Genomic DNA, 23,894 nt, shown 5'->3' with positions numbered 1-23,894 from the left:
TTGTTGCCGACACGTCAAGAAGTTGAACGCGATCCGCCGGAACTCGCACAGCGGACCGCGACACGGCGTCAACTAGTGAAGGGCGGGGGAGAGTTGCCCGCGCTCACCCTTCCGGGTCCTGGGCTCACCTTGCCGGGGGCCCGCGCTCACCTCTCCGGGGCCCGCGCTCACCCTTCGAGGGTGAGGATCAGCTCCTCGGTCTCCTCGCCGCGCCCCATGGCGAAGTCGCGGTTGCTGCCGGTGACTTCGAAGCCGCACTTGCGCATGACCCGCAGCGAGCCCGCGTTGTCGGCGGCCGTCCTGCCGAACAGCGGCCGCTCGGGGACGAGTTCGAGCAGTTGGCGCAGGGCGGCGCTGGCGATGCCCCGGCCCCAGTGCGCCTTGTCGATCCAGTACGTCACCTCGCGCTCACCGGGCGGCCCGTACACCGCCGCGTTGCCCACCGCCTCGCCGTCGGCCAGCACGGTGCGCAGCACGTCGGCCGAGGCGAGGATCTTGGCCCAGTGCGCGTCGAAGCGCTCGCGGTCCGAGGGGTCGGCCGGGGTGAAGGCGGCCATCCGGTTGGCCTCGGGGTCCTGCGTCATGGTGAAGAACAGCGGCAGGTCCGCCGCCTCGACCTCGCGCAGTGTGACGTCCATCAGAGCCTCCGGGTGGCAAGCGTGAGCCGGTCGCGGGCGTCGAACAAGGTGTCCTTGATCATCTGCTCGTGCCCGGGGGTGAGCCGCGCCACCGGTACGGAACAACTGATCGCGTCGCGCGCGGGCGTCCGGTAGGGGATCGCGATGCCGAAGCAGCGCAGGCCCAGGGTGTTCTCCTCGCGGTCGACCGCATACCCCTGCTCCCGTACCGTACGCAGCTCCTCGATCAGCTTCTCCCGGTCGGTGATCGTGTGCTCGGTGAGCCCGGCCAGTGTCTCCGGCAGCATTTTGCGCACCTGCTCGTCGCTGTGGGTGGCGAGCAGCGCCTTTCCCAGCGAGGTGGAATGGGCCGGCAGCCGGCGGCCGACCCGGGTGAATGGGCGCAGATAATGCTGTGACTGGCGGGTCGCGAGATAGACGACATTCGTGCCGTCGAGCCGCGCCAGGTGGATCGTCTCCGTCGTGTCGTCCGAGAGCCGGTCCAGGGTGGGCCGGGCCGCCGCGACGACCTCGTCGCCGTCGATGTACGAGGTACCGACCAGCAGCGCGCGCACCCCGATGCCGTAGCGTGTGCCTGTCGCGTCCGTCTCCACCCAGCCCAGCTCGACCAGGGTGCGCAGCAGCATGTAGAGGCTGGATTTGGGATATCCGACGGCTTCCTGGACGGCGGCGAGCGAGTGCATACCGGGGCTGCCGGCGAAGTATTCGAGCAACTCGACCGTCCGTACCGCGGACTTGACTTGTGCCCCACCGGATTCCACAGCCGACATCGTCGTTCGCTCCTTCTTGACCACCCTTGGCCGCCCTTGACCCCGCAGAACGGCCGGAAATAGAGTTCTCACAGATTCACCATCAGGAATCTTGTTCAGAATACCGAACAAAACCTGCTGGATGGCAGAGGTCCGAAAGCCAGGAAGGAAGCCGCGGTGGCAGCATCACCAGTCTGGAGTGTCGACCCCCGAACGGGGAAGCCACGGGAACAGGTCGCCGACGAGGCGACCTCCGAGGAGGTCGACCGCGCGGTGCGCAGAGCGTACGCCGCCAGGCCGGCGCTCGCCGACCGCACCGTCCGGGCCGCGCTGCTGCGTACGGCGGCCGATCTGCTCGACGCGACGAGCGAGCACGCCATCGAGGCGGCCGACGCAGAGACCGCGCTCGGACCCGTCCGGCTCACCGGTGAACTGGCCCGTACCAGCGCGCAGTTGCGGGCCTTCGCCGAGGTGGTCGACGAGGGCGCCTTCCTGGACATCCGGATCGACCACGCCGACGCGACCCGCACCCCGCCCTGGCCGGACCTGCGCCGCTGGAAGGTGCCGCTCGGGGTCGTCGCCGTCTACGCGGCGAGCAACTTCCCGTTCGCCTTCTCCGTCCCGGGCGGTGACACGGCGAGCGCGCTGGCCGCCGGCTGCCCCGTCGTCGTCAAGGCGCACCCCGACCACCCGGCGACCTCCGAGATCTGCGCCTCCGTGCTGCGCAGGGCGGCGGTCCAGGTCGGCCTGCCCGCGGACATCGTGATCCTCGTGCACGGCTTCGACGCGGGCGTGGAGCTGGTCAAGCACCCGCTGGTCGGCGCCGCCGGCTTCACCGGTTCCGTACGCGGCGGCCGGGCGCTGTTCGACGCGGCGGCGGCCCGCCCCGAGCCCATCCCCTTCCACGGCGAGCTGGGTTCCCTCAACCCCGTCGTGATCACCGCTTCGGCGGCGGCCGAGCGCGCCGAGCAGATCGGCGCGGGACTCGCCGGCTCGATGACCCTGGGCGAGGGGCAGTTCTGCACCAAGCCCGGCTTCGTCCTGGCCCCGGCGGGCGAGGCGGGGGACCGGCTGCTCGAATCGCTCACGAAGGCGGTCAGCGAGACCGAGCCGGGTGTGATGCTCGACCACCGGATGCGCGACGCCTTCGTCGCGGGCGTCAGCGAGCGGGCCGAACTGCCCGGCGTCGACGCCCCGATCACCCCGGGCGCCGGCGGCGAACACACCGTCAGCGCGGGCTTCCTCACCCTCCCCGCCGAACTGCTCACCGAGCCCGGCGAGCACGACCTGCTGCTGGAGGAGTGCTTCGGCCCGGTCGCCGTCGTCGCCCGCTACACCTCGACCGACGAGATCACCGCCGTACTGGACCGGCTCCCCGGCAATCTCACGGCGACGCTCCAACTGAGCGAGGCCGAAGGTGCGGGCACCGAGGCGGGCGCGGGCGAACTGCTCGCCGAGCTGACCCCGTTGGCCGGCCGCGTCCTGGTCAACGGCTGGCCGACCGGGGTCGCCGTCGCCCCCGCCCAGCAGCACGGCGGCCCCTACCCGGCGACGACGTCCACCTCGACCTCGGTCGGCGCGACGGCGATCGAGCGCTGGCTGCGCCCGGTCTCGTACCAGTCGACCCCGCCGGCGCTGCTCCCGCCCGAGCTGCGCGACGAGAACGAACTGGGCCTGCCGCGCCGCGTGGACGACCGCCCGGAGCACTGAGGCTCGTTCCGAGCTTGCGTGGTGACCGTGCGGGTGCTCAGTGCCGCACGGTCACCACGGTCTCGGGACGGGGTGGTCCGGGGAGTCGAGCCACGCCCGCTCGGCGTGAGCGTCGACCGTGAGCCCGAACCGCTCGAAGCCGGGCCGGTCCTGCGCCTCCCACCAGCGGTGGGCGGCTTCCGTCTCGTCCCAGAGGCTGCGGGGGCCGGACTGCACCACGGCGAACGAGCCGGCGCCCGGTTCGAAGTCGGCTGACGCCCACGACAGGCCGTCGGTGCTGTACGTCCACAGGGTGTAGGTGCCGTCGTCATAGCGTTCCACGCTCCAGAACGCCCCGGGCATCTGGAGCCCGACGGCGAACTGCACCACCCAGTCGCCGACATCGGCGGGTGACAGGCGGGTGGTGCGCGTGGTGCCGTCCGCCGGCCATGCCTGCCCCTTGAGGTAGGTGCCATGGCCGGGCAGCTCAGGCCGCTGCTGCCGCAGGCGCATGAAGGCGCTGGACCGGGTGAATCGTCCGCTCGCCGTTCCGCCGCCGTCACCGACGGTCAGCCGGACGATGGCCTCGCCGCCGTACAAGGTCCCCCAAGGGGCCACGACGAGGCCGCCCGGCCGGGTCTGTTCGACCCACGCCCGAGGCACCGCCCCGACGGAGCAGGTGGCCACCACCCGGTCGTACGGGGCGCCACCGGCGTACCCGACCCGCCCGTCCCCGACGACCACCAGCGGAGCCGGCCCGGCGCGCCGCAGGTTCTCGGCGGCCGCCTTCGCGACGGCGGGGTCGAACTCGACGGACACGACGTTGGCGGCGCCGAGCCGGTGCGCGAGAAGACCGGAGTTCCACCCGGTCCCGGTGCCGATCTCCAGGACGCGATGGCCGTCGTGCACGTCGAGATCCGCCAGCATCGAGAACACCATGCGCGGCTGGGAGTTGGAGCTGGACGGCACCTTCCCCAGGCCGTCACCGCGGTGGCTTCCGTCGTCCCACCTCGTGGTCAGCGGGATGTCGGAGTACACCGCGGTGAGCCAGGCGTCCGGGTCCGCGGTGCGGTCCACCAGGGGGTTCTGGCGGGTGCCGTCAGCGATGCCGGGCCAGATGCGGTCGGGTACGAACATGTCCCGGGGCACTGCTCGGTAGGCCGGCAACCAGTCGGATCGCAGAGCGCCCGACCCGACGAGCGCGGAGGCGAGCCGCGCGGGGCCCGCCTCCTCTTCGTGCGCGGTCATCCGCCGCTACTTCTTCGCGGGCCCGGAGCCGTCGGACGAACCACCCCCGCTGCCCGTGTCCGTCCCGCCACCGCCATGCCCGCGGCCGCTGTTGCCGTCGTCCTGCTGACTGCCACCTTGACCGCTACCGGTACCGCCGCCGTGCTTGGGCATAAGACGCTCCTTGGTGTGGGGTCGCGGAACCGTGGCCCCGCCGCGCCATGGGGGGCGAAGTCTCGGCGGGCCGCTCTTCGGTGCCGCAGACCACGTTAGGCAGTGCATAACCCCAATTCCCACCCGATTGCACGGGGTTGCACGCGGATCACGTGAGGGCATTCATGGCTGACGTGATCAGCGTGCGCGCCTGTGAGCCGTAGACGGCCGCTTGCGCCAGCTCTTCGAAGGTGTCGGCGTACATGGCTATTTCGCCGGGCTGCGTGATGGTGAGGTAACCGGAGACCAACTCGACGTTGACCTGCGCGGCGTCATAGATCCAGAACCCTTCAGCCGGCCAACGCTCGCGGTCGGGCCTCATGGGTACGACTCCCAAACTCACGTTGGGAAGCGAGGCCACCGAAATCAGGTGGCCAAGCTGTCCGGCCATGGTCTCGGAGCCGCCGATGCCGGAGAGCAGCACCGACTCCTCGACGAGGAAGGCGAACCGTCGATCACCTTCGTACAGGACCTGCTGCCGCTCCATGCGGACGGCCACAGCGTCGGACACATCGTCCACCAGCGCGCGCCGTCGCTGGATCGCTTGGAGCGCCGCCGTGGTGTACGGCCGGGTTTGGATCATGCCCGGTACGAGCCAGGACGAGTACGACCGGAAACGCCGGGTCCGCCGGTACAGCGGTAGGCGGGCCTCCTGAGCCAGCTTGAGTCCGGCCCGCTCCATGCGTCGCCAGCCGACCCACATGCCCTCGGCCGTCCGCAGCGAAGCGATCAGGTCTTCGGTCTGGTCCTCCGCTCCGCACGCTCGGCACCACTCCCGAATGTCGTCGGCGGACGGGGGCGTCCGGGCGTTCATGATCCGAGACGACTTGGAAGGGTGCCATGCGCAGCGCTCGGCGAGGTCGCGCCCGGACAGGCCGGCGTCGCGGCACAGCTCGGCAAGACGGTTTGCCAGGGCCTGCCGCGCCTGCTGGGCACTGGAGGACGGAGAAAGGGCCATCGTGCGTGTGCGTCAGACCGGCCGGTACTCCGCGTGCGGGATGGCACGCTCCCACGCTGCCTCGTACGCCCTCGCGTACTGCGCTGCCAACGCCGGGTCGTCGCGGACCTCCATCCGGGCACCGGTCCACTGACCTTCGCCGCTGAAATGGTGCAGGATCACGGTCTCCTCGTCCACCACCCAGCCGTCCAGGGCGGGAAGCAAAAGACCGTGTGTGCGGGACCGCGACAGCCAACGCACTTCCTCGCCCGCTGCGACGTTCGAGAACGTCCCGTCGTACTCGTACCTGACGTAGTCACTCAGGGGCTCGGAGACGACGCGCAGACGACGCATGACCACGCCACGAGCGACTGTCTCGGCGACGACGTCCAGCCATGAGCGCCACCAGGACTCGCGACGGGCAGGGTCGTACCGGTGCCCCTGCTGCCAGCGGATGAACTCCGGGTCGTCCCGCATGTAGCTGTCCCGCATCTCAAGGTGCATCGCTGAGTGCTGCGCCTTCGCGAGCACTTCACGTACCGCTGTTGTCACCGTTGACCCTACTGTCCGGACGGGGGATGAACTGGAGCATGTCGACGGGCAGCCGGATCACGGACTCGTGGTCCGGAACGTCGGTGGAGTGGCCGGGCACCGAGCCAACCTCCTGCGCCTGCCGGATGGTCTCCACATCGGCTTTCCATGACTGGATGATCAGGTCTCCGGTCGTGTCGTCGAGCCAGATGGTGGGCGAGCCGTCGTCAGGGGTGTTGGGCCAAATCCCTAAGAACTTCAGGGCCATTGCGATTTCCTCCGCTCAGCGAATTGCATCGACGTGCATGAGACTACCTCTGCCGCGCACCCACGCAAGAGCGCGCGGAGGCATGAGCATCCTCTGGGCTGGGGCCCCGGCGCCCGGACGGGGAATGAGTCCGTGCCCGCCGGGTGTTCTCGTAGCGGCGGAGGGGGTCTTCGCTGCGTGCGGTGGTCGGTCTTGTGCCAAGCGTGACCGTGCGGGTTCCCGGGAGTGGAGAGAAGCGGAAACATGCGCGTCGAGATCTGGAGCGACATCGCCTGCCCTTGGTGCTACATCGGCAAGGCGCGCTTCGAGAAGGGGTTGGCGGCCTTCGCTCATCGGGATGACGTGGAGGTCGTGCACCGGGCCTTCGAGCTTGATCCGAAGGCCGAGAGCGACGGTGGGCTCGTGGTCGATCTGATCGCGAAGAAGTTCGGCCGCAGCAAGGAAGAGGCGCGGGCCATGGAGGAGAACGTGGCGTCCAACGCGCGCTCCGAGGGGCTCGGTTACCGGATCGACGGGCGCGACGCGGGCAACACCTTCGACATTCACCGGCTGGTGCAGCTCGCCAAGGCGCGTGGCAAGCAGGACGAGTTCCTCAGCCTGGCCTTCCGGACCAACTTCGCCGAGGAGCGGTCCGTCTACGCGCACGACACCCTCGTGGAGATCGCGGTCGAGGCCGGGCTCGACGCCGACGAGGCGCGCAAGGTGCTCGCCGATCCCGACGCGTACGCCGACGAGGTGCGGGCCGACGAGCGTGAGGCCGCCGAACTCGGGGCGAACGGCGTGCCGTTCTTCGTGCTCGACCGCAAGTACGGCGTCTCCGGCGGCCAGCCCGCCGAGCTGTTCACCCAGGCCCTGGAGCAGGCGTGGGAGGCCGGCGCGCACGCATAAGGGATGCGAGATTGACTACGCGGCGGGCATGATCGCAGGGTGGAGTCATGGATCTCGACATGGACACCCTGTGTGGCGACGAGTTCGCGCCGGAGCTGACCTATCTCAACACCTCCAAGACGGGCCTGCTGCCGCGCAGGGCCGTCGCGGCCATTCAGGCACTGGTGGCGGACAAGGCGGCCGGGCGGGCGACCGGGGGTGACACCGGGTTCGACGCGGTGGACGCGGCGCGGGCGTCCTTCGGGCGGCTCGTGGGCGTGCCCGAAGCGCGCGTCGCCGTCGGCAGCTCGGTCGCCGTGCACAGCGCGGTGATCGCGGCCTCGCTGCCGCCCGGCGCCGAAGTCCTCATTCCCGAAGGCGACTTCAGCTCGCTCGTCAACCCGTTCGCCGTCCGCGACGAGCTGCGCACGCGGTATGTGCCGCTGGAGAAGCTGGCCCAGTCGATCCGGCCCGACACCGCTCTCGTGGCCTTCTCCGCCGTCCAGTCGGCCGACGGCAGGACCGCCGACCTTACGGCCGTACGGGAAGCGGCGGCGGCGCACGGTGCGCGGACCCTGGTGGACACCACCCAGTCGGCGGGCTGGCTGCCGCTGAACGCCGGGACGTTCGACTACACCGTCACCGCCGGCTACAAGTTCCTGCTCTGCCCGCACGGCACCGCGTTCCTGACAGTGACCGAAGAGGCGCAGCGGGAGCTGCGGCCGGTGCACGCCGGGTGGGTCGCGGGCGAGGACCCGTGGGTGAGCACGTACGGTCCCGTCGGCGAACTGGCCCACTCGGCACGTCGGTTCGACGAGCCGATGGCCTTCCTCGCCTACCACGGCGCCGAGCAGTCCCTGGCGCTGCTGGAGCGGGCCGGGATCGCGGCGCTGCACGCGCACGGCACCGCGCTGGCCGACCGCTTCCGGGCAGGTCTCGGCCGGCTCGGCCTGCCGCCCGTCGACAGCGACTCGGTGGTCGTGGCCGTCCCGGATCTCGGCCACCGGGAGCCGGAGCTGCGCGCCGCGGGGATCGATGTCTCGGTACGCGCGGGCAAACTGCGCGTGTCCTTCCACCTTTACAACTCGGCCGCCGACGTCGACAGGGCGCTGGACGTCCTCGCGGGCTGATCCGGCGGGCAGTCCTGCGCCGCGGTGCAGAGATTGACCTCCAGCTTCGCCAGCAGTCTGCCCAGTTCACCGCGCTCGGTCTCGTCGAGTCCCGCCAGGGTCCGCTCCTCAAGACGCGACCAGGCCGCCTCGACCCCCGGGCGCAGCGCGCAGCCGTCCTCCGTCGCCTCGACCAGGACGGCGCGCCGGTCGACGGGGTCGGGGTGGCGCCGCACATGACCGGTCTGTTCGAGCCGTTGCAGCATCTTCGTGACCGTCGAAGGGTCCAGGTCCATCCGCCTGATCAGCTCGGACTGGCGGACGGGCCCCGCCTCCCACAACAGCTTCATCAGCAGTTCCTGGCCCGGGTAGAGGCCCGTGCAGCGCAGCAGTTTGCCGGCGGTGGCGCGGTGCAGCCGGGCCACCCGGGACAGCGCGTCGCTCACCGGGCCGCCGCTCGCGGTGGCGGGGAGGAGCGGCGTATCCGTACAGGCGGGGTCGTCGGATGTCATGGCACGAGCGTAACTTGGCCGCCCAAACTTGGCCGCCCAAGGAATGCGTTAGGGTGGCACGCGGTTGATTACTTGGCCGACCATATATATGTGCGCCCTCAGGGAGAGCTTCTATGACCACCGCCTTCGACCCGATCGACCTCTCGGGCAGGCAGCTTGCCAACCGCATCGCCATGGCCCCCATGACCCGCAGCCGCTCCTACGGCCCGAGCCATGTGCCGACCGATGCCGTCGCTGAGTACTACGCACAGCGCGCGTCCGCCGGTCTGATCATCACCGAGGGGATCCAGCCCTCCGTGATCGGCCAGGGCTACCCGGACACCCCCGGGCTGCACAGCGAGGAGCAGATTGCGGGCTGGCGCAAGGTCACCGACGCCGTACACGCCAAGGGCGGCACGATCTTCGCGCAGATCATGCACGCCGGCCGGATCGGCCACCCCGACCTGCTGCCGGACGGTCTGATCCCGGTCAGCGCCTCCGCCGTCGCCGCCCAGGGCAAGGTCTATCTGCACGACGGCCCCAAGGACCTCGTCACGCCGCACGAGCTGACGGCGGACGAGATACGGGGAACGATCGCCGACTTCGTCTCCGCCGCCCGCAACGCGATCGAGGCCGGCTTCGACGGGATCGAGCTGCACGGCGCCAACGGCTATCTGATCCACCAGTTCCTCGCGCCCGGCAGCAACCACCGCACCGACGAGTGGGGCGGCTCCGTCGAGGGCCGCATCCGGTTCGCCGTCGAGGTCGCCCGCGCGGTCGCCGCCGAGATCGGCGCGGAGCGCACCGGGATCCGGCTGTCGCCCGGCAACCCCCTCAACGACATCACCGAGCCCGACCCCGACGAGACGTACATCGCGCTGGTGCGGGAGCTGGAGCCGCTCGGCCTCGGCTATGTGCACCTCGTCGAGAACACCCGCGATCTGACGCTCACGCTGCGCAAGGCGTACTCCGGAACGCTCGTCCTCAACGCCAAGACCGAGAGCCCCACCAGCCCGGACGAGCTGGTGCTGATCGAGGACGGCGTCGCCGACCTCATCTCGTACGGCGTGCTGTTCCTCGCCAACCCCGACCTGCCCGCGCGGCTGAAGGCCGGCGGTCCGTACAACGCCGCCGACTCGGCCTCCTTCTTCGGCGGCGACGAGAAGGGCTTCACGGACTACCCGGCGCTGACCGCCTGACCGCCTGACCGCCTGGCCCGCTGACACCCCGAAGCCCGACCGCACACACAACCGCACACACAAAGGCGCGGGACCCGTCGTCATGACAGGTCCCGCGCCTTCGGGTGGAGATGGCTCCCGCTACCTCAGCGCACCGGCGTGAAGTCCCGCGCCCCGATGAAGTCCGGCCGCGGCACCGGCGCCGCGAACGGCTCCTGCGCCGTGTTCTCCACGCTGTTGAACACGATGAAGACGTTGCTGCGCGCGTACGGCGTGATGTTGTCACCCGAGCCGTGCATGCAGTTGCAGTCGAACCAGGTGGCCGAGCCCTCCTTGCCGGTGAAGAGCTTGATGCCGTGCGCGTCGGCCATGCTCGTCAGCGCCTCGTGCGACGGCGTGCCGGCGTCCTGCATCTGCAGCGACTGCTTGTAGTTGTCCTTCGGCGTCTCGCCCGCGCAGCCCAGGAACGACTTGTGCGACCCCGGCATGATCATCAGACCGCCGTTGGTGTCGAAGTTCTCGGTCAGCGCGATCGAGACCGACACGGCCCGCATGTTCGGCAGGCCGTCCTCGGCGTGCCAGGTCTCGAAGTCCGAGTGCCAGTAGAACCCGGAGGCGCCGAAGCCCGGCTTGACGTTGACCCGCGACTGGTGGACGTACACGTCCGAGCCGAGGATCTGCCGGGCCCTGCCGACGACCCGCTCGTCGCGTACGAGCCCGGCGAAGATCTCGCTGAGGCGGTGGACCTCGAAGACGGACCGCACGTTCTGCGTCTTGGGCTCCACGATCGAGCGCTCGTCGGCCCGTACCTTCGGGTCGTTGATGAGCCGCTCCAGCTCGGTGCGGTACAGCGCGACCTCGTCGGCGCCGATGAGCTGCTCGATGCTGAGGAAGCCGTCGCGCTCGAACGACCCCAGTTCGGCGGCCTCGATCGGTCCCGGTGCGCCGGGGGCGCCCCAGACGACGGGGTCCTGGCGGGGCGTGGTCAGCTCGGTGGCGCCACGGGTGGGGTAGAGGTCGGTACGTACGGGTGCGGTGGTCATATGGTCAGCCCTCCTCGGTGATCAGCGGGTAGACGCCGTTCTCGTCGTGCTCCTCCCGCCCGGTCACCGGCGGGTTGAACACGCAGATGGAGCGGAAGTCGGTCTTCGGCCGGACGGTGTGGCGCTCGTGCCCGTTCAGCAGGTACATCGTGCCGGGCGTGATCCAGTGGACCTCGCCCGTCTCGTCGTCGGTGACCTCGGCCTCGCCCTCCACGCACAGGACCGCCTCGATGTGGTTGGCGTACCACATGGACGTCTCGGTGCCCGCGTACATGACGGTCTCGTGGAGCGAGAAGCCGACCTTCTCCTTGGCAAGCACGATGCGCTTGCTCTCCCAGGTCCCCGAAGCGGCCACGATGTGCCGGTCGGTGTTCTCGACATCCTTGAACGATCGGACGATCACGGTGTGTTCGTGCCTTTCTCTTCTGTGAATCCCTGGCCGGGCCGGGCGGCAGGCGCGCTTACGCCGTTTCGCGTACGGCGCGCTCCAGCGTCCGCAGGCCCTCGTCCAGCTCGTCGGGCGTGACGGTGAGCGGCGGAAGCAGCTTCACCACCTCGCTCTGCGGTCCTGAGGTCTCCAGCAGCAGGCCGAGCTTGAAGGCGCGGGCGCAGACGGCGGACGCCCGGCTCTTGTCGGCGAACTCCAGGCCCCAGACCAGGCCGCGGCCCCGGAACTCGACGGTCTCCTCGGCATTCTCGGCGCAGATCGCGGCCAGCGCCTGCTCGACCTGCTCACCGCGGGCGATGGTCTGCTTCTCCATCTGCCCGTCGGCCCAGTAGGTGTTGAGCGCGGCGGCCGCCGTGACGAAGGCCGGGTTGTTGCCGCGGAACGTGCCGTTGTGCTCGCCCGGCTCCCAGATGTCCAGCTCCGGGTTGAACAGGCAGAGCGACATAGGAAGCCCGTACCCGCTGATGGACTTCGAAAGCGTCACGATGTCCGGTGTGATGCCCGCCTCCTCGAAGGAGAAGAAAGCACCGGTTCGGCCGCAGCCCATCTGGATGTCGTCGACGATCAGCAGCATGTCCTGGCGGTGGCACAGGGCGGCCAGCTCACGCAGCCATTCGGGGCGCGCGACATTGATGCCGCCCTCGCCCTGGACCGTCTCGACGATCACGGCGGCCGGCTTGTTCAGCCCGGAGCCCTGGTCCTCCAGCAGCCGCTCGAACCAGAGGAAGTCGGGCGTCCGGTCGTCCAGGTAGTGGTCGAACGGCATCGGCGTGCCGTGCACCAGCGGGATACCGGCCCCCGCCCGCTTGAACGCGTTGCCGGTGACGGCCAGCGAGCCCAGCGACATGCCGTGGAAGGCGTTGGTGAACGAGACGATCGACTCGCGGCCCTTGACCTTGCGGGCCAGCTTCAGCGCCGACTCGACCGCGTTGGTGCCGGTCGGGCCGGGGAACATGACCTTGTACGGCAGGTCGCGCGGGCGCAGCACCACGTTCTGGAACGACTCCAGAAAGGCCCGTTTGGCGGTCGTCGCCATGTCGAGGCCGTGCGTGATGCCGTCCCTTTCGATGTAGTCGATGAGCGCCCGTTTGAGTACCGGGTTGTTGTGGCCGTAGTTGAGTGATCCGGCGCCGGCGAAGAAGTCGAGGTAGCTATGACCGTCCTCGTCGGTGAGGCGGCTGCCCTGCGCGCGGTCGAACACGGCGGGCCAGCCGCGGCAGTAGCTGCGTACCTCGGATTCCAGGGTCTCGAAGACGCTCAGGGCGGGCGGGGTGATGGTCACAGGAGTCTCCTGCCGATGGGGTGAACGGAGAGTGAGGGAAGTCGGAGCGAACGCGCCCGGCGGTGGTGGGGCGGGCGCGGGACATGGCTCGGTGCGGTCCTTGGTCACACAGGGTCACGGCGTGACCGGGCCGCGGCTCAGAACGAGAGAGGACCGATGCGGTAGAGCACCTCGGGCTGGTGTCCCTCGTCGGGGAACATCCCGCCGTGGAAGAGCACCTCCCGGTCCAGGATCGCGTCGTGGCGCGCCGCGTAGGCCGTGAACATCCGGTCCGAAGGGGTGTTGTCGGGGGTCACGGTCGTCTCGATCGAAGTGATTCCCAGCTCCCTGGCGACCCGGGCCGTGAGCTCGTCGAGCAGGGTCCCCGCGAGCCCCTTGCCCCGGTGGGCGCCGTCCACGGCGACCTGCCAGATGACGAGGATCTTGGGCCGTTCGGGCCGGACGTATCCGGTGACGAAGGCGACGGGGTCTCCGCCGTCGTCGCGGGCGACGACGGACGTGGTGGCGAAGTCACGACACCACAGCAAGTAGCTGTACGAGGAGTTGAGGTCGAGGACCTCGGAGTCGCGGGCGATGCGCCAGAGCGCGGCTCCGTCCTCCACTCGTGGGGTGTCGATCCCGAAGGAATGGGCGAATTCGCTGCTGGCACCTGCAAGGTCTGCTTGTGCGGGGGTCATGCAGATTTAATTTACCTAGCTAATTCAAAAGATGCATCGTCGCCAGGGGTTGGGCGGATGCCGTCCTTGTGTTATCGCACGGGGTACCACCCCTGGGTCCAGTGGCGGCGGCTTGGGGTGATTTAGTCGGACATGCCTGGTCAGAACCGTGCCACCTGTGGACTCGGTCACATATGGGTAACACCCGCGAGACATGTCCGAAACCCGCTGATCATCCTGTTGAAACTTTAGCGTTTAAGGGAATGAAAAGCGGGCAGGAGAATACGGGAAGCTGTACAGGGTAAAGCACCTTCCCGTATTCGCACTTCAACGTGTTCTTCAATTGCCGGATGCTACCGCCACATATCGCCGACCGCATCCGCTGCGGCTTTCCTGTCCACACCGTGCTGTCCTGCCTCGGCGAGCGCGGCGCCCAGCGCGTCGAGACAGGACAGCACGGTCTCCCGGGTGGCGTCAGGACCGTAGTGGTTGACCCGGATCATCTCCCCGGCCAGCGCGCCGCCGCCCGCGACGACCGGCAGCGCGGGATCGGCCGCCAGGACCTTCGCCACCAGCCCGGCCGCGTCCACCCCCGCAGGGGTACGCAGCGTCGTGGCCACCGGCGCCGCCGCCGCCGGATCGCGTACGTACGGGGCGAGGCCGCCGCCCAGCGCCAGCGTGCCCGCGCGGGTCGCGGCCGCCGCGCGCGCGTGCCGGGCGGTCACCGCTTCGAGCCCGGCCGCCTCGATCCGCTCCAGGCTCGCTTCGAGCGCCAGCATCTCCAACTGCGCCGGGGCGTGCGGCAGGGCCTTGCGGCCGGTGTCGATCCACCGCTCCTTCCAGTCCAGCAGCGACAGGTACGAGCGGCGCGGCGCTTGCGGATTGGCGGCCAGCCGCTCCCAGGCGCGGTCACTGACCGAGACCGCCGACACCCCGGCCGGGCCGCCCATCGCCTTCTGCGCGCCGATCACGCACAGGTCCACGCCCCACGCGTCGGGCAGCAGCGGCTCGGCCGCGACCGACGCCACGGCGTCCAGCATGAACAGCGCGCCGTGCGCCCGTACGACCTCGCCGATCTCGGCGACCGGGTTGGTGTTGCCCGTCGCCGCCTCCGCGTGCACCAGCGAGACGAAGTCGGTCTCGGGACGGGCCGCCAGCGCCCGCTCGACCTGCGCGGGGGTGACCGCCTCGTCGAACGGCACCGTCAGGTCCACGACCGTGGCGCCGCAGTCCCGCAGCCAGTTGCCGAAGGTCTGCCCGTAGGGTCCTGTGACCACGTTCAGCGCCGTCGACCCCGGCCGCGCGCCGCCCCGTACGCACCCTTCGAGCGGCAGCAGCGCCTCGCCCTGGGTGATCACCACGTCGTGCTCGGTGGCGAGCAGCGCGGCGACCCGCCGCTCGATGGCGGCGAAGTGCGCGGCGGTCAGCGGGGGCAGGTCGAGCAGCGGGTGCGTCACGGCGATGGACTCTCTTCAGGACGTGAAGGCGAACGGAACATGAGGGCGAACGGAACATGAGGGCGAACAGGGGGCACGACGTCCGGACCGGTGTCCGGAACTCCTTGATCGAGGGTACCCACGGGCTCGTACAGTGCTGCTCATGAGTGATCACACGGTGCTGCACGTGAAGGGGCGGGTGCTCCTCGGCCCCGAGGAGACCGGCGACGAACTGTGGGTGGTGGGCGGCCGGATCACGCACAGCAGGCCGGCCGCCGCCCGCGACGTCCGTACCGTCACCGGCTGGGTGCTGCCCGGCCTGGTCGACGCGCACTGCCATGTCGGACTCGACCACGCGGGCGCCGTGGACGCGGCGACCACCGAGAAGCAGGCCGTCGAGGACCGCGAAGCGGGCGCGCTGCTGCTGCGCGACGCCGGCTCGCCCGCCGACACCCGGTGGACCGACGGCCGCGCCGACCTGCCGAAGATCATCAGGGCGGGCCGGCACATCGCCCGCACCCGCCGCTACATCCGCAACTTCGCCCACGAGATCGAGCCCGACGACCTCGTCGGCTATGTCGCCCAGGAGGCGGCACGCGGCGACGGGTGGGTCAAGCTCGTCGGCGACTGGATCGACCGGGACGCCGGCGACCTGACCGCCTGCTGGCCGCGCGAGGCCGTCGACGCGGCCATCGCCGAGGCGCACCGGCTCGGCGCCCGGGTCACCGCGCACTGCTTCGCCGAGGTCGCGCTGCGCGATCTGGTGGAGGCCGGCATCGACTGCGTCGAGCACGCCACGGGCCTCACCGAGGACACAATCCCGCTCTTCGCCGAGCACGGCGTCGCGATCGTGCCGACCCTGGTCAACATCGCCACCTTCCCGCAGTTGGCGGCGTCCGGAGCGGCCAAGTACCCGCGCTGGGCCGCGCACATGAACCGGCTCCACGAGCGCCGGTACGACACGGTGCGCTCGGCGTACGACGCGGGCGTCCCCGTCTTCGTCGGCACCGACGCCGGCGGCTCGCTCGCCCACGGTCTGGTCGCCGCCGAGGTGGCGGAGTTGGTGAAGGCCGGTATCCCGGCGCTGGACGCCCTCTCGGCGACCGCCTGGGGGGCCAGGCGCTGGCTGGGCCGCCCCGTCCTCGAAGAGGGCGCTCCGGCCGATCTGGTGGTGTACGACGAGGACCCGCGCGCCGACGTACGGGTACTGGCTGCGCCGCGCCGGATCGTCCTCGACGGACATGTGGTGCGCTGACGCCCCCTCGTAGCCGTCCCTGAGGGGTGACGTGAGTGAACTCACGTGCCACAAGAATCGAATGAAAGCACGGAAACCCCACTTTGGAGTGAACTGACGTCAGGTGACTGCCAGTTCACTCTTCGTGCGTAAAGAATCCGGATGTCTCGGTCGCCGCCGCCTCGTGTCCCCGTGTCGGCCGGTCGGCGACGCCAAATCTCTTGTGGGGGTTCCACCATCTTGAACAGCAACACCTTCAGCCTGCCCGCACGCCGCTGCGCCGCTGTCGCCGCCGCCGTGGCGCTGACGGCAGGCCCCGTGCTCCTCGCCGCGCCCGCCCAGGCCACCGGCGTGGAGGGCGACGGCAGTGCGAGCGCGTCCGTGCTCAGGACGAGCCTCGACGTGTCCCTGCTCAACAAGACCGTCGACGTGCCGCTGAACGCGTCCCTCAACGAGGTGAAGGCCCCGGCGAGCGCCGACAAGACCGCGCTCAGCGTCGAGTTGGACGGAGTCGACAAGGGCAAACCCTTCAGTGTGCTGCGGGCCGACGTGGCCACGTCCAAGGCCACCGTCGACGAGCACAAGGCCGAGGGGTACGCCAACCTCGCCCGCGCCAGGGTGCATGTGCCGGGGCTGCCGCTGCTCTCCCTCATCGAGGTCCAGCAGGTCACCTCCAAGGCGGTCTGCGCCGTCGGCGAGAAGCCCACCGCCGAATCGAATCTGCTCGGCGACGTGACCGTGCTCGGCAAGCGGGTCACGGTCTCCGCCGGCGGCCCGACGCGCGTCTCCGTACCGGGAGTCGGCGACGTGACGCTCGACCTGTCGAAGACGGAGACCACGTCCCGTACGGCGGCGGCGACCGCCCTCGCGCTCCATGTGTCGGTCAATCCCCTCAAGTTGAACGTCGCCGACGTCCAGGGCTCCCTCACCATCGCCGAGGCGACCTGTCGGACACCGGACGAGCCGACCAAGGCCGCGCCCGAGCCGGCGAAGGCCGAGGAGGCGCAGCCCGAGCTGGAGCCGCAGAGCGCCGCCGCACCGGAGAACCTGGCCGAGACGGGCGGCAGTTCCAAGACGCCGTACCTGGCGGGCGGCGCCGCCGTCCTGCTCGCTGCGGGCGGCACCGCCCTCGCCCTGGCACGGGCCCGCGCCAGGCGCTGACGACCACCGGCCGGGGGGCCGGGTGGTTGAGAAGGGGGAAGGGGGCGCACCGCGAGCGGTGCGCCCCCTGCGGGAACGGTGCGCCGCGGCCTACGGGCCGACGGCCGTCAGCGCCTGGTCCAGGGCCTGGAGGAAACGGTTCGTCGTGGGTCTGTCCCGTACCGCGAGCCGCAGCCAGTTCCGGCCGAGCCCGGGGAACGTGTCGCCCCTGCGCGCCGCGAAGCCCAGCGTGCGCAGCCGGGCCCGTACCGAATCCGCCCGCTCCATCCGTACGAGTACGAAAGGACCCTCCGCCGCCTCGACGGCCCGTACCTCGTCGAACTCCGCGAGCCCCGCGAGCAGATGGGCGCGCTCCACGCCGATCAGCCGCGCCGCCTGCTCCGCCTCCGCCAGCGCAGTCGGCGTCATGCACGCCTCGGCGGCCGCCAGGGCCGGTGTCGAGACCGGCCACAGCGGCTGGGCCCGCTCCAGGGCCGCGACCGTCGCCGGGTCGGCGAGTACGTAACCGACCCGCAGCCCGGCGAGACCCCAGGTCTTCGTGAGGCTGCGCACCACCACGAGACCCGGCACGTCCGTACGCGCCGCCAGCGCCTCCGGTTCGCCGGGCACCGCGTCCATGAACGCCTCGTCCACCACCAACGTCCGCCCTGGCCGGGCGAGTTGGACGACGGTAGCCGCCGGGTGCAGCACGGACGTCGGGTTGGTCGGATTCCCGATCACCACCAGGTCCGCGTCGTCCGGCACGGCGGCCGGGTCGAGCCGGAAGCCGTCCCGTGCGTCGAGCAGCACCCGGCGCACCTCGTGACCCGCGTCCAGCAGGGCCGACTCGGGTTCGGTGAACTGCGGATGCACCACGACCGGGCGGCGGCACGGCAGCGCGCGGGCGAGCAGCACGAACGCCTCGGCGGCGCCCGCCGTCAGCAGCACCCGCTCCGGCGGCAGTCCGTGCCGGGCAGCGACGGCGGCCCGCGCCGCCCGCCCGTCGGGGTAGGCGGCGAGGCCCGTCAGCGACAAGGCGATGCGCTCACGCAGCCAGTCCGGGGGAGTGCCGCTGCGGACATTGACGGCGAGATCGACCAGTCCTTGCTTGCAGTCGCGCACCTCCGCGTCACCGTGGTGGCGCAGATCGGGGGCGTCAGTGGGTGTGTGCATGGCTGCCGCGCTGTTCGCCGGATATGGCCGCCCGCTCGACGGGCCTGCTGATCGCGACGCTGTGGGGGTGGACGCGGGTCACTGTGCTCCCTCCGAAATGCCACCGGCACATGCGGGCGGCACCATGATCATGTTGCGGTCGGGGAGTGTGGACTCCCCGGTTCCGTGCTGTTTACCGTCCCTGCTCACATCCTGTCCACGGGCAGGGCGCCCAGCTCGTTCAGCGGTCGGCGAACCACCGCGCAAGTGGCCGCAGGAGAGCGGCCGTTGGGATTCGATCTGCGCTTCGTCACGATCAGTTCGCCGCCACCGGCCAGCGCCGCCGCCTCGGCGACCGACGCGGTGCCGACGGCGGCCAGCGCCGCCTCCGAGGCGCCCGGCACCCGCACCGACGCCAGCAGCTCCGCCGGATACGCCCGCAGCGGCGCCCCCAGCCGCACGGCGGCCCCGACGACACCCGGCTCGCCCGCCTTGGCCTCGACGGTCGCCAGCTCCACCACGTCCAGCACGGAAAGCCCCGCGTCCCGCAGCGTGTCCAGGACCAGGCCCAGCACCTCGTCGGCGGCGGCGCCGCGCCGCGCGCCGACCCCGACCACCAGCGCCGCCCGGCCGGTGACGTTGGTCACGAGCGGCCCCTTTTCGGACTCCGGGGACTTCCCGGACGTGCGGAGCACACCCCTGATCGACTATGCAGGGGCTCATGGCGGTGTTCGTCGCGCTCGGCGCGTTCCTCATGACGCTGTTCGGCGGCTGGACGGCGCAACGCGTCACCGACCGCCGCCACCTCGTGCTGGGGCTGGCCGGTGGACTGATGCTCGGCGTCGTCGGCCTCGATCTGCTGCCCGAAGCGGTACGGGCGGCGGGCGGCGACGTCTTCGGCGTGCCCCAGGCGCTGCTGCTGTTCGTCGGCGGCTTCCTCATCGCCCATCTGGTGGAACGGCTGCTCGCCGTCCGGCAGACCTCCCACGGCGCCGATCCGCAGGACGACGGCCGCGACCCGCACGCCCCCGCGCCCCGCGTGCCGCAGTTCGGCCTGACCGCCGCCGCCGCGATGGTGGGCCACAGCCTGATGGACGGCGTCGCGCTCGGCGCTGCCTTCCAGGTCAACGGCGCGATCGGCACGGCCGTCGCGCTCGCCGTGATCGCCCATGACTTCGCGGACGGCTTCAACACGTACACGATCACCAGCCTGTACGGGAACGACCGCCGCAAAGCCCTCACGATGCTCGTCGCCGACGCCGTGGCGCCGGTGGTCGGCGCGGCCTCCACACTGCTGTTCACGCTCCCCGAGGAGGCGCTCGGCAGCTACCTCGGCTTCTTCGGCGGCGCGCTGCTCTACCTCGCTGCCGCCGAGATCCTGCCCGAGGCCCACCACGAGCACCCCGCCCGCTCCACGCTGCTCTGCACCGTCCTCGGCGTGGGCTTCATCTGGCTGGTCGTCGGGCTCGCCGGCTGACGGTCTCACCGCGCGCATCCGGCGACGAACCGCCGCGCCATCTCCGGCGTCGCCGCCCAGTGCGTATGCAGATAGCTGGCGTGCACCCCGCCCGTGACGAACCCCTCGACCCGCCGCTCCGGGCGCACCACACCCCACGCGGGCGCGTCACCGGCCCCCGGATCCAGCACCGTACGGTGGAACTCGTGCCCGCGTACGCGCGTCCCCGCCACGGCCAGCGCGCTGTCACCGACCGCGACCGCCTCCCGGTAGCCGAGCGTCAGCCGCCCCGACATCCGCCCGTCGGCCGCCAGCACCCCGCACATCGGCCTGCCGTCCAGGGACCGCGCCAGATACAGCAGCCCGGCACACTCGGCGGCCACCGGCGCGCCGCTGTACGCCAGTTCGGCGACGGCCTTGCGCAGCGGCTCGTTCGCGGACAGCTCGGGCGCGTACACCTCGGGGAACCCGCCGCCGATCACCAGCCCGCGCGTCCCCTCGGGCAGCGCCTCGTCATGGAGCGGGTCGAACGGGACGACATCGGCGCCCGCCGCCGTCAGCAGCTCCGTGTGCTCGGCGTACGAGAACGTGAACGCGGCCCCGCCGGCGACGGCCACCACGGGCCTGGGCCCGCCCACCGGCGCCATCTCCGGCGACCACACCGCCGTGTCCAGCGGGGGAGCGCTGCGGGCCAGCGCCAGCAGCGCGTCCAGATCGCATCCCGCCCGCACCCGGTCGGCCAGCGCCCGGGTCGCCGCCAGCGCGTCCGCGTGCCGCTCCGCGACCGGTACGAGCCCCAGATGCCGCGACGGCGTACCGACCTGGTCCGTCCGGCGCAGCACGCCCAGCACCGGCACCCCGGAACCGTCCAGCGCGTCGCGCAGCAGCCGCTCGTGCCGGTCGGAGGCGACCTTGTTGAGGATCACCCCGCCGATCCGCACCTCCGGGTCCCACGAGGCGAAGCCGTGCACCAGCGCCGCGACGGAACGCGACTGCGACGACGCGTCCACGACCAGCACCACCGGCGCCCGCAGCAGCTTCGACACCTGCGCCGTCGAGGCCAGCTCGCCCTGGTCCGAAGCGCCGTCGTACAGCCCCATGACGCCCTCGACGACCGCGAGGTCGCACCCCTGGGCGCCGTGCGCGAACAGCGGCCCGATCAGCCCCGTACCGCACATGAAGGAGTCGAGGTTGCGGCCCGGCCTGCCGCCCGCAGCGCCCGAGACGGCCAGCGTGTGATAGCCGGGGTCGATGTAGTCGGGCCCGACCTTGTGCGGCGAAACGGCCAGACCGCGCTCCGAGAACGCCGCCATCAGCCCGGTCGCCACCGTCGTCTTGCCGCTCCCCGACGACGGCGCCGCGATCACCAGCCGGGGGATCACCACTCGATGCCCCGCTGGCCCTTCTGACCCGCGTCCATCGGGTGCTTGACCTTCGTCATCTCCGTGACCAGATCGGCGAAGTCCAGCAGCTCCTGCGGGGCGTTGCGGCCGGTGATCACCACATGCTGGGTACCGGGACGGTCCCGCAGCACCTCGATCACCTCGGCGGTGTCGACCCACCCCCAGTGCAGCGGATACGCGAACTCGTCCAGCACGTACAGCTTGTGGGTCTCGGCCGCCAGATCGCGCTTGACCTGCTCCCAACCCTCCCGCGCCGCCTCCTCGTTGGACAACTGGCTGTCGCGCTGCACCCACGACCAGCCCTCGCCCATCTTGTGCCAGGCGACCGTGCCGCCCTCGCCGCTCGCCCCCAGCACCTTCAGCGCCTGCTCCTCGCCGACCTTCCACTTCGCCGACTTCACGAACTGGAAGACCCCGACCGGCCAGCCCTGCGTCCAGGCCCGCAGCGCGAGCCCGAAAGCGGCGGTCGACTTGCCCTTGCCCGTGCCCGTATGAACCAGCACCAGCGGACGGTTGCGGCGCTGACGCGTCGTCAGACCGTCGTCCGGCACCGACTCCGGCTTTCCCTGCGGCATTTAAGCGGCCCTCCCCTGCTGTACGTCCCTGACAAGCCCCGCGATGCTGTCGGCGCGCAGCTCGTCGAGCGTGACGGCGGTGCCGCCCAGATCGGCGGCCAACTGCCCGGCGAGCCCCAGCCGTACCGGCCCCGACTCGCAGTCCACGACCACCGAAGCCGTACCCTCCGCCGCGTGCAGCCGCGCCGCACGCCCGCCGAGCGCCACCGGATCGGGACCGCCCGTCGCCCTGCCGTCCGTCACGACGACCAGCAGCGGCCGGCGCGCGGGATCCCGCATCCGCTCCACCCGCAGCACGTCATGGGCGCTCAGCAGCCCGGCGGCGAGCGGGGTACGCCCACCCGTCGGCAGCGACTCGAGCCGCGCCGCTGCCGCGTCCACCGACGACGTGGGCGGCAGCGCCACCGTCGCCTCCGTACCGCGGAAGGTCACCAGACCCACCTTGTCGCGCCGCTGGTAGGCGTCGAGCAGCAGCGAGAGCACAGCGCCCTTCACGGCGCTCACCCGCCGCCGCGCCGCCATCGAACCCGACGCGTCGACCACGAACAGCACGAGGTTCCCCTCGCGGCCCTCCCTGGTCGCCTGCCGCAGATCGTCCCTGCGCACCACAAGTCCCGGACCGCTGCGGCCACGCGCGAGCTGATGCGGCGCCGCGGCCTGCACCGTCGCCGCCAGATGCAGCTTGGTCAGCGCACCCTGCGGCCGGCGTGACCCCGTCGTCCTGCCGTGCTCGGTACGGGCCCGGGACCGGCGCCCCGCGGCGCCCTCACCGAGCCCCGGCACGCTCAGCATCTTGGTACGGAACGGCTCGGCGGCACCGACGGGCGCCTGCTCCCCGCCACCACCGGGGGCCGCCGCCTGCCCCTCTTTTTCGGCTTCCGAGGGAGCTTCGCCCCCCTCCTCCGGCCCATCCTGCGGCGGAACACCGCCACCAGGCCCGTCCGGTCCTGGATCCGGGTCGTCGTCGCCCTTGAACTCCTCCAGCGTCTCGTCGAGCTTGTCCTCGTCAAGTCCCGGCGCGTCAAAGGGATTACGCCGCCGCCGGTGCGGCAGCGCGAGCAGCGCCGCCTGCCGGACGTCCTCGGCGAGCACATCCGTACGCCCGGCCCAGGCCGCCAGCGCGGTCGCCGTCCGCGCCATCACGATGTCCGCCCGCATCCCGTCCACCTCGAACGCGGCGCACGTGGCGGCGATCTGCAGCAACGCGGCGTCCCCGAGCCGCACTTCGGGCAGCAGGGCGCGCGCGGTCACGATCCGCTCGCGCAGCGCGTCCTCCTCGGCCGCCCACGTGGCACCGAACCCGGCCGGATCGTCGTCGTAGGCGAGCCGCCGCCGCACGACCTCGACCCGCAGCTCCGGATCACGGGAGGCCGAGACCTCCACCGTCAGCCCGAACCGGTCGAGCAACTGCGGCCGCAGCTCGCCCTCTTCGGGGTTCATCGTCCCGACCAGCAAAAAACGCGCCGCATGCCGTACGGACACGCCTTCGCGCTCCACGTACGAGGCGCCCATGGCGGCCGCGTCCAGCAGCAGATCGACCAAGTGGTCGTGCAGCAGGTTGACTTCGTCCACGTACAGCACCCCGCGGTGCGCGTCGGCCAGCAGACCGGGCTCGAACGCCTTCACCCCCTCGGAGAGGGCCCGCTCGATGTCCAGCGCCCCCACGAGCCGGTCCTCGGAGGCACCCACGGGCAACTCGACCACCCGGGCGGCCCTGCCCACCCCGTCCACCACCGCGTGCGGCCCGTCGGGGCACGCGGGATCGGGCGCCGCGGGATCACAACTGAACCGGCACCCCGGCACGACGGAGACCTCAGGCAGCAGCGCCGAAAGCGCCCGTACGGCGGTGGACTTGGCGGTGCCCTTCTCGCCACGCACCAGCACACCGCCCACGGCGGGACTCACCGCGTTGAGCAGCAGCGCGAGCCGCAGATCGTCCATCCCCACGACGGCGGTGAACGGAAAGGGTGTGCTCATGTACGACTCCTTCGGTGTTGCCGGGTCTTGGTTGCGGTGTCGCCGTCCGGCGCGGTTCGGTTGGCGGGTCTGGGTTGCGGCCCGTCCGGCTGGTGCCGGGGTCCGGGGCCTCCGGAGGGGGGTGTCCGGACTGCTCGATCGCTAGAACTCCTACGCTTTACGTCCGGACACCCCCCTCCTGCGGCCCCGGCCCCC

General features: G+C 71.1%; 24 protein-coding genes. 7 read left to right on the top strand and 17 right to left on the bottom strand.

The window, feature by feature from the left end; translation table 11 throughout:
- Positions 1 to 167: 167 nt before the first annotated feature.
- The gene (locus ACZ63I_RS30480) at positions 168 to 638 is read right to left on the bottom strand and encodes a GNAT family N-acetyltransferase (protein ID WP_469342472.1); all 471 of its coding nucleotides are present in this window, start codon (positions 636 to 638) and stop codon (positions 168 to 170) included.
- Entirely contained in the window at positions 638 to 1,408 is a 771-nt protein-coding gene (locus tag ACZ63I_RS30475) for an IclR family transcriptional regulator (protein ID WP_041990997.1), read from the bottom strand. The genes ACZ63I_RS30480 and ACZ63I_RS30475 overlap by 1 nt, the downstream gene beginning before the upstream one ends.
- A gap of 156 nt (positions 1,409 to 1,564) precedes the next feature.
- Between ACZ63I_RS30475 and ACZ63I_RS30470 the strand changes: the two genes are divergently transcribed.
- Positions 1,565 to 3,097, top strand: a complete 1,533-nt coding sequence (locus tag ACZ63I_RS30470; protein ID WP_469342471.1) for an aldehyde dehydrogenase (NADP(+)) — start codon at positions 1,565 to 1,567, stop codon at positions 3,095 to 3,097.
- Between the two features lie 51 nt (positions 3,098 to 3,148).
- Here the strand turns inward: ACZ63I_RS30470 and ACZ63I_RS30465 are convergent, their stop codons facing one another.
- The 4 genes from ACZ63I_RS30465 to ACZ63I_RS30450 all read right to left on the bottom strand — a co-directional run bounded on the left by ACZ63I_RS30465 (position 3,149) and on the right by ACZ63I_RS30450 (position 6,252).
- Entirely contained in the window at positions 3,149 to 4,324 is a 1,176-nt protein-coding gene (locus tag ACZ63I_RS30465; protein ID WP_469342469.1) for a methyltransferase domain-containing protein, read from the bottom strand.
- Positions 4,325 to 4,625: 301 nt separating this feature from the next.
- Complete coding sequence (locus ACZ63I_RS30460) at positions 4,626 to 5,474, bottom strand: helix-turn-helix domain-containing protein (protein ID WP_469342468.1); 849 nt, start codon at positions 5,472 to 5,474, stop codon at positions 4,626 to 4,628.
- A gap of 12 nt (positions 5,475 to 5,486) precedes the next feature.
- Entirely contained in the window at positions 5,487 to 6,005 is a 519-nt protein-coding gene (locus tag ACZ63I_RS30455) for a DUF6879 family protein (RefSeq protein ID WP_469342467.1), read from the bottom strand.
- Positions 5,986 to 6,252: a hypothetical protein gene (locus ACZ63I_RS30450; RefSeq protein WP_469342465.1), complete on the bottom strand. Its 267-nt coding sequence runs from the start codon at positions 6,250 to 6,252 to the stop codon at positions 5,986 to 5,988. Before ACZ63I_RS30450 ends, ACZ63I_RS30455 begins: the two co-directional genes overlap by 20 nt.
- Before the next feature lie 243 nt (positions 6,253 to 6,495).
- Here ACZ63I_RS30450 and ACZ63I_RS30445 point away from each other — a divergent pair, with 243 nt between their 5' ends.
- Positions 6,496 to 7,140 (top strand): DsbA family oxidoreductase, encoded by a 645-nt coding sequence (locus ACZ63I_RS30445; protein WP_469342464.1) that lies wholly within the window; start codon positions 6,496 to 6,498, stop codon positions 7,138 to 7,140.
- A gap of 47 nt (positions 7,141 to 7,187) precedes the next feature.
- The gene (locus ACZ63I_RS30440; protein ID WP_469342463.1) at positions 7,188 to 8,249 is read left to right on the top strand and encodes an aminotransferase class V-fold PLP-dependent enzyme; all 1,062 of its coding nucleotides are present in this window, start codon (positions 7,188 to 7,190) and stop codon (positions 8,247 to 8,249) included.
- Here the strand turns inward: ACZ63I_RS30440 and ACZ63I_RS30435 are convergent.
- The gene (locus ACZ63I_RS30435) at positions 8,198 to 8,740 is read right to left on the bottom strand and encodes a MarR family winged helix-turn-helix transcriptional regulator (protein ID WP_469342462.1); all 543 of its coding nucleotides are present in this window, start codon (positions 8,738 to 8,740) and stop codon (positions 8,198 to 8,200) included. The genes ACZ63I_RS30440 and ACZ63I_RS30435 overlap by 52 nt on opposite strands.
- 113 nt (positions 8,741 to 8,853) lie before the next feature.
- Between ACZ63I_RS30435 and ACZ63I_RS30430 the strand changes: the two genes are divergently transcribed.
- A complete protein-coding gene (locus ACZ63I_RS30430) occupies positions 8,854 to 9,918 on the top strand; it encodes an alkene reductase (RefSeq protein ID WP_469342461.1) in 1,065 nt (354 codons plus the stop codon).
- A 125-nt stretch (positions 9,919 to 10,043) separates the two neighbouring features.
- Here ACZ63I_RS30430 and thpD read toward each other — a convergent pair whose 3' ends face one another.
- The 5 genes from thpD to ACZ63I_RS30405 all read right to left on the bottom strand — a co-directional run bounded on the left by thpD (position 10,044) and on the right by ACZ63I_RS30405 (position 14,783).
- Complete coding sequence (thpD, locus tag ACZ63I_RS30425; RefSeq protein WP_469342459.1) at positions 10,044 to 10,940, bottom strand: ectoine hydroxylase; 897 nt, start codon at positions 10,938 to 10,940, stop codon at positions 10,044 to 10,046.
- Between the two features lie 4 nt (positions 10,941 to 10,944).
- Complete coding sequence (locus ACZ63I_RS30420; protein WP_041991010.1) at positions 10,945 to 11,343, bottom strand: ectoine synthase; 399 nt, start codon at positions 11,341 to 11,343, stop codon at positions 10,945 to 10,947.
- A gap of 58 nt (positions 11,344 to 11,401) precedes the next feature.
- Positions 11,402 to 12,670, bottom strand: a complete 1,269-nt coding sequence (gene ectB, locus ACZ63I_RS30415; RefSeq protein ID WP_469342457.1) for a diaminobutyrate--2-oxoglutarate transaminase — start codon at positions 12,668 to 12,670, stop codon at positions 11,402 to 11,404.
- A gap of 137 nt (positions 12,671 to 12,807) precedes the next feature.
- Positions 12,808 to 13,347 carry a diaminobutyrate acetyltransferase gene (gene ectA / locus ACZ63I_RS30410; RefSeq protein WP_469342456.1) on the bottom strand — a complete coding sequence of 180 codons (540 nt, stop codon included), beginning with the start codon at positions 13,345 to 13,347 and terminating at the stop codon, positions 12,808 to 12,810.
- 332 nt (positions 13,348 to 13,679) lie between these two features.
- The gene (locus ACZ63I_RS30405) at positions 13,680 to 14,783 is read right to left on the bottom strand and encodes a pyridoxal-phosphate-dependent aminotransferase family protein (RefSeq protein WP_469342455.1); all 1,104 of its coding nucleotides are present in this window, start codon (positions 14,781 to 14,783) and stop codon (positions 13,680 to 13,682) included.
- 157 nt (positions 14,784 to 14,940) lie between these two features.
- Between ACZ63I_RS30405 and ACZ63I_RS30400 the strand changes: the two genes are divergently transcribed.
- Positions 14,941 to 16,017 carry an amidohydrolase family protein gene (locus ACZ63I_RS30400; protein ID WP_469342624.1) on the top strand — a complete coding sequence of 359 codons (1,077 nt, stop codon included), beginning with the start codon at positions 14,941 to 14,943 and terminating at the stop codon, positions 16,015 to 16,017.
- 219 nt (positions 16,018 to 16,236) lie between these two features.
- Positions 16,237 to 17,157: an SCO1860 family LAETG-anchored protein gene (locus ACZ63I_RS30395; protein WP_469342454.1), complete on the top strand. Its 921-nt coding sequence runs from the start codon at positions 16,237 to 16,239 to the stop codon at positions 17,155 to 17,157.
- A gap of 90 nt (positions 17,158 to 17,247) precedes the next feature.
- On the opposite strand, the gene cobC is transcribed toward ACZ63I_RS30395, so the two are convergent.
- Both cobC and ACZ63I_RS30385 read right to left on the bottom strand, forming a co-directional pair.
- The gene (gene cobC / locus ACZ63I_RS30390) at positions 17,248 to 18,309 is read right to left on the bottom strand and encodes an Rv2231c family pyridoxal phosphate-dependent protein CobC (protein ID WP_469342453.1); all 1,062 of its coding nucleotides are present in this window, start codon (positions 18,307 to 18,309) and stop codon (positions 17,248 to 17,250) included.
- Between the two features lie 185 nt (positions 18,310 to 18,494).
- On the bottom strand, positions 18,495 to 18,935 hold the full coding sequence (locus ACZ63I_RS30385; protein WP_469342452.1) for a cobalamin biosynthesis protein: 441 nt from the start codon (positions 18,933 to 18,935) through the stop codon (positions 18,495 to 18,497).
- Between the two features lie 74 nt (positions 18,936 to 19,009).
- Between ACZ63I_RS30385 and ACZ63I_RS30380 the strand changes: the two genes are divergently transcribed.
- Positions 19,010 to 19,765, top strand: a complete 756-nt coding sequence (locus ACZ63I_RS30380; RefSeq protein ID WP_469342451.1) for a ZIP family metal transporter — start codon at positions 19,010 to 19,012, stop codon at positions 19,763 to 19,765.
- Between the two features lie 5 nt (positions 19,766 to 19,770).
- Here ACZ63I_RS30380 and ACZ63I_RS30375 read toward each other — a convergent pair whose 3' ends face one another.
- From ACZ63I_RS30375 to ACZ63I_RS30365, 3 genes are read right to left on the bottom strand one after another with little or no spacing between them, the layout of a single operon-like run.
- Positions 19,771 to 21,129, bottom strand: a complete 1,359-nt coding sequence (locus tag ACZ63I_RS30375) for a cobyrinate a,c-diamide synthase (RefSeq protein ID WP_469342450.1) — start codon at positions 21,127 to 21,129, stop codon at positions 19,771 to 19,773.
- Positions 21,123 to 21,722 (bottom strand): cob(I)yrinic acid a,c-diamide adenosyltransferase, encoded by a 600-nt coding sequence (gene cobO / locus ACZ63I_RS30370; protein WP_469342449.1) that lies wholly within the window; start codon positions 21,720 to 21,722, stop codon positions 21,123 to 21,125. The genes ACZ63I_RS30375 and cobO overlap by 7 nt, the downstream gene beginning before the upstream one ends.
- Entirely contained in the window at positions 21,723 to 23,699 is a 1,977-nt protein-coding gene (locus tag ACZ63I_RS30365) for a putative cobaltochelatase (RefSeq protein WP_469342448.1), read from the bottom strand. It lies immediately after the preceding gene.
- Positions 23,700 to 23,894: the final 195 nt, after the last annotated feature.

This window comes from Streptomyces sp. NPDC087906, from assembly GCF_055584925.1.
Note: the sequence above shows the minus strand (reverse complement) of the source record. Positions and strands in the feature narration are given on the sequence as shown.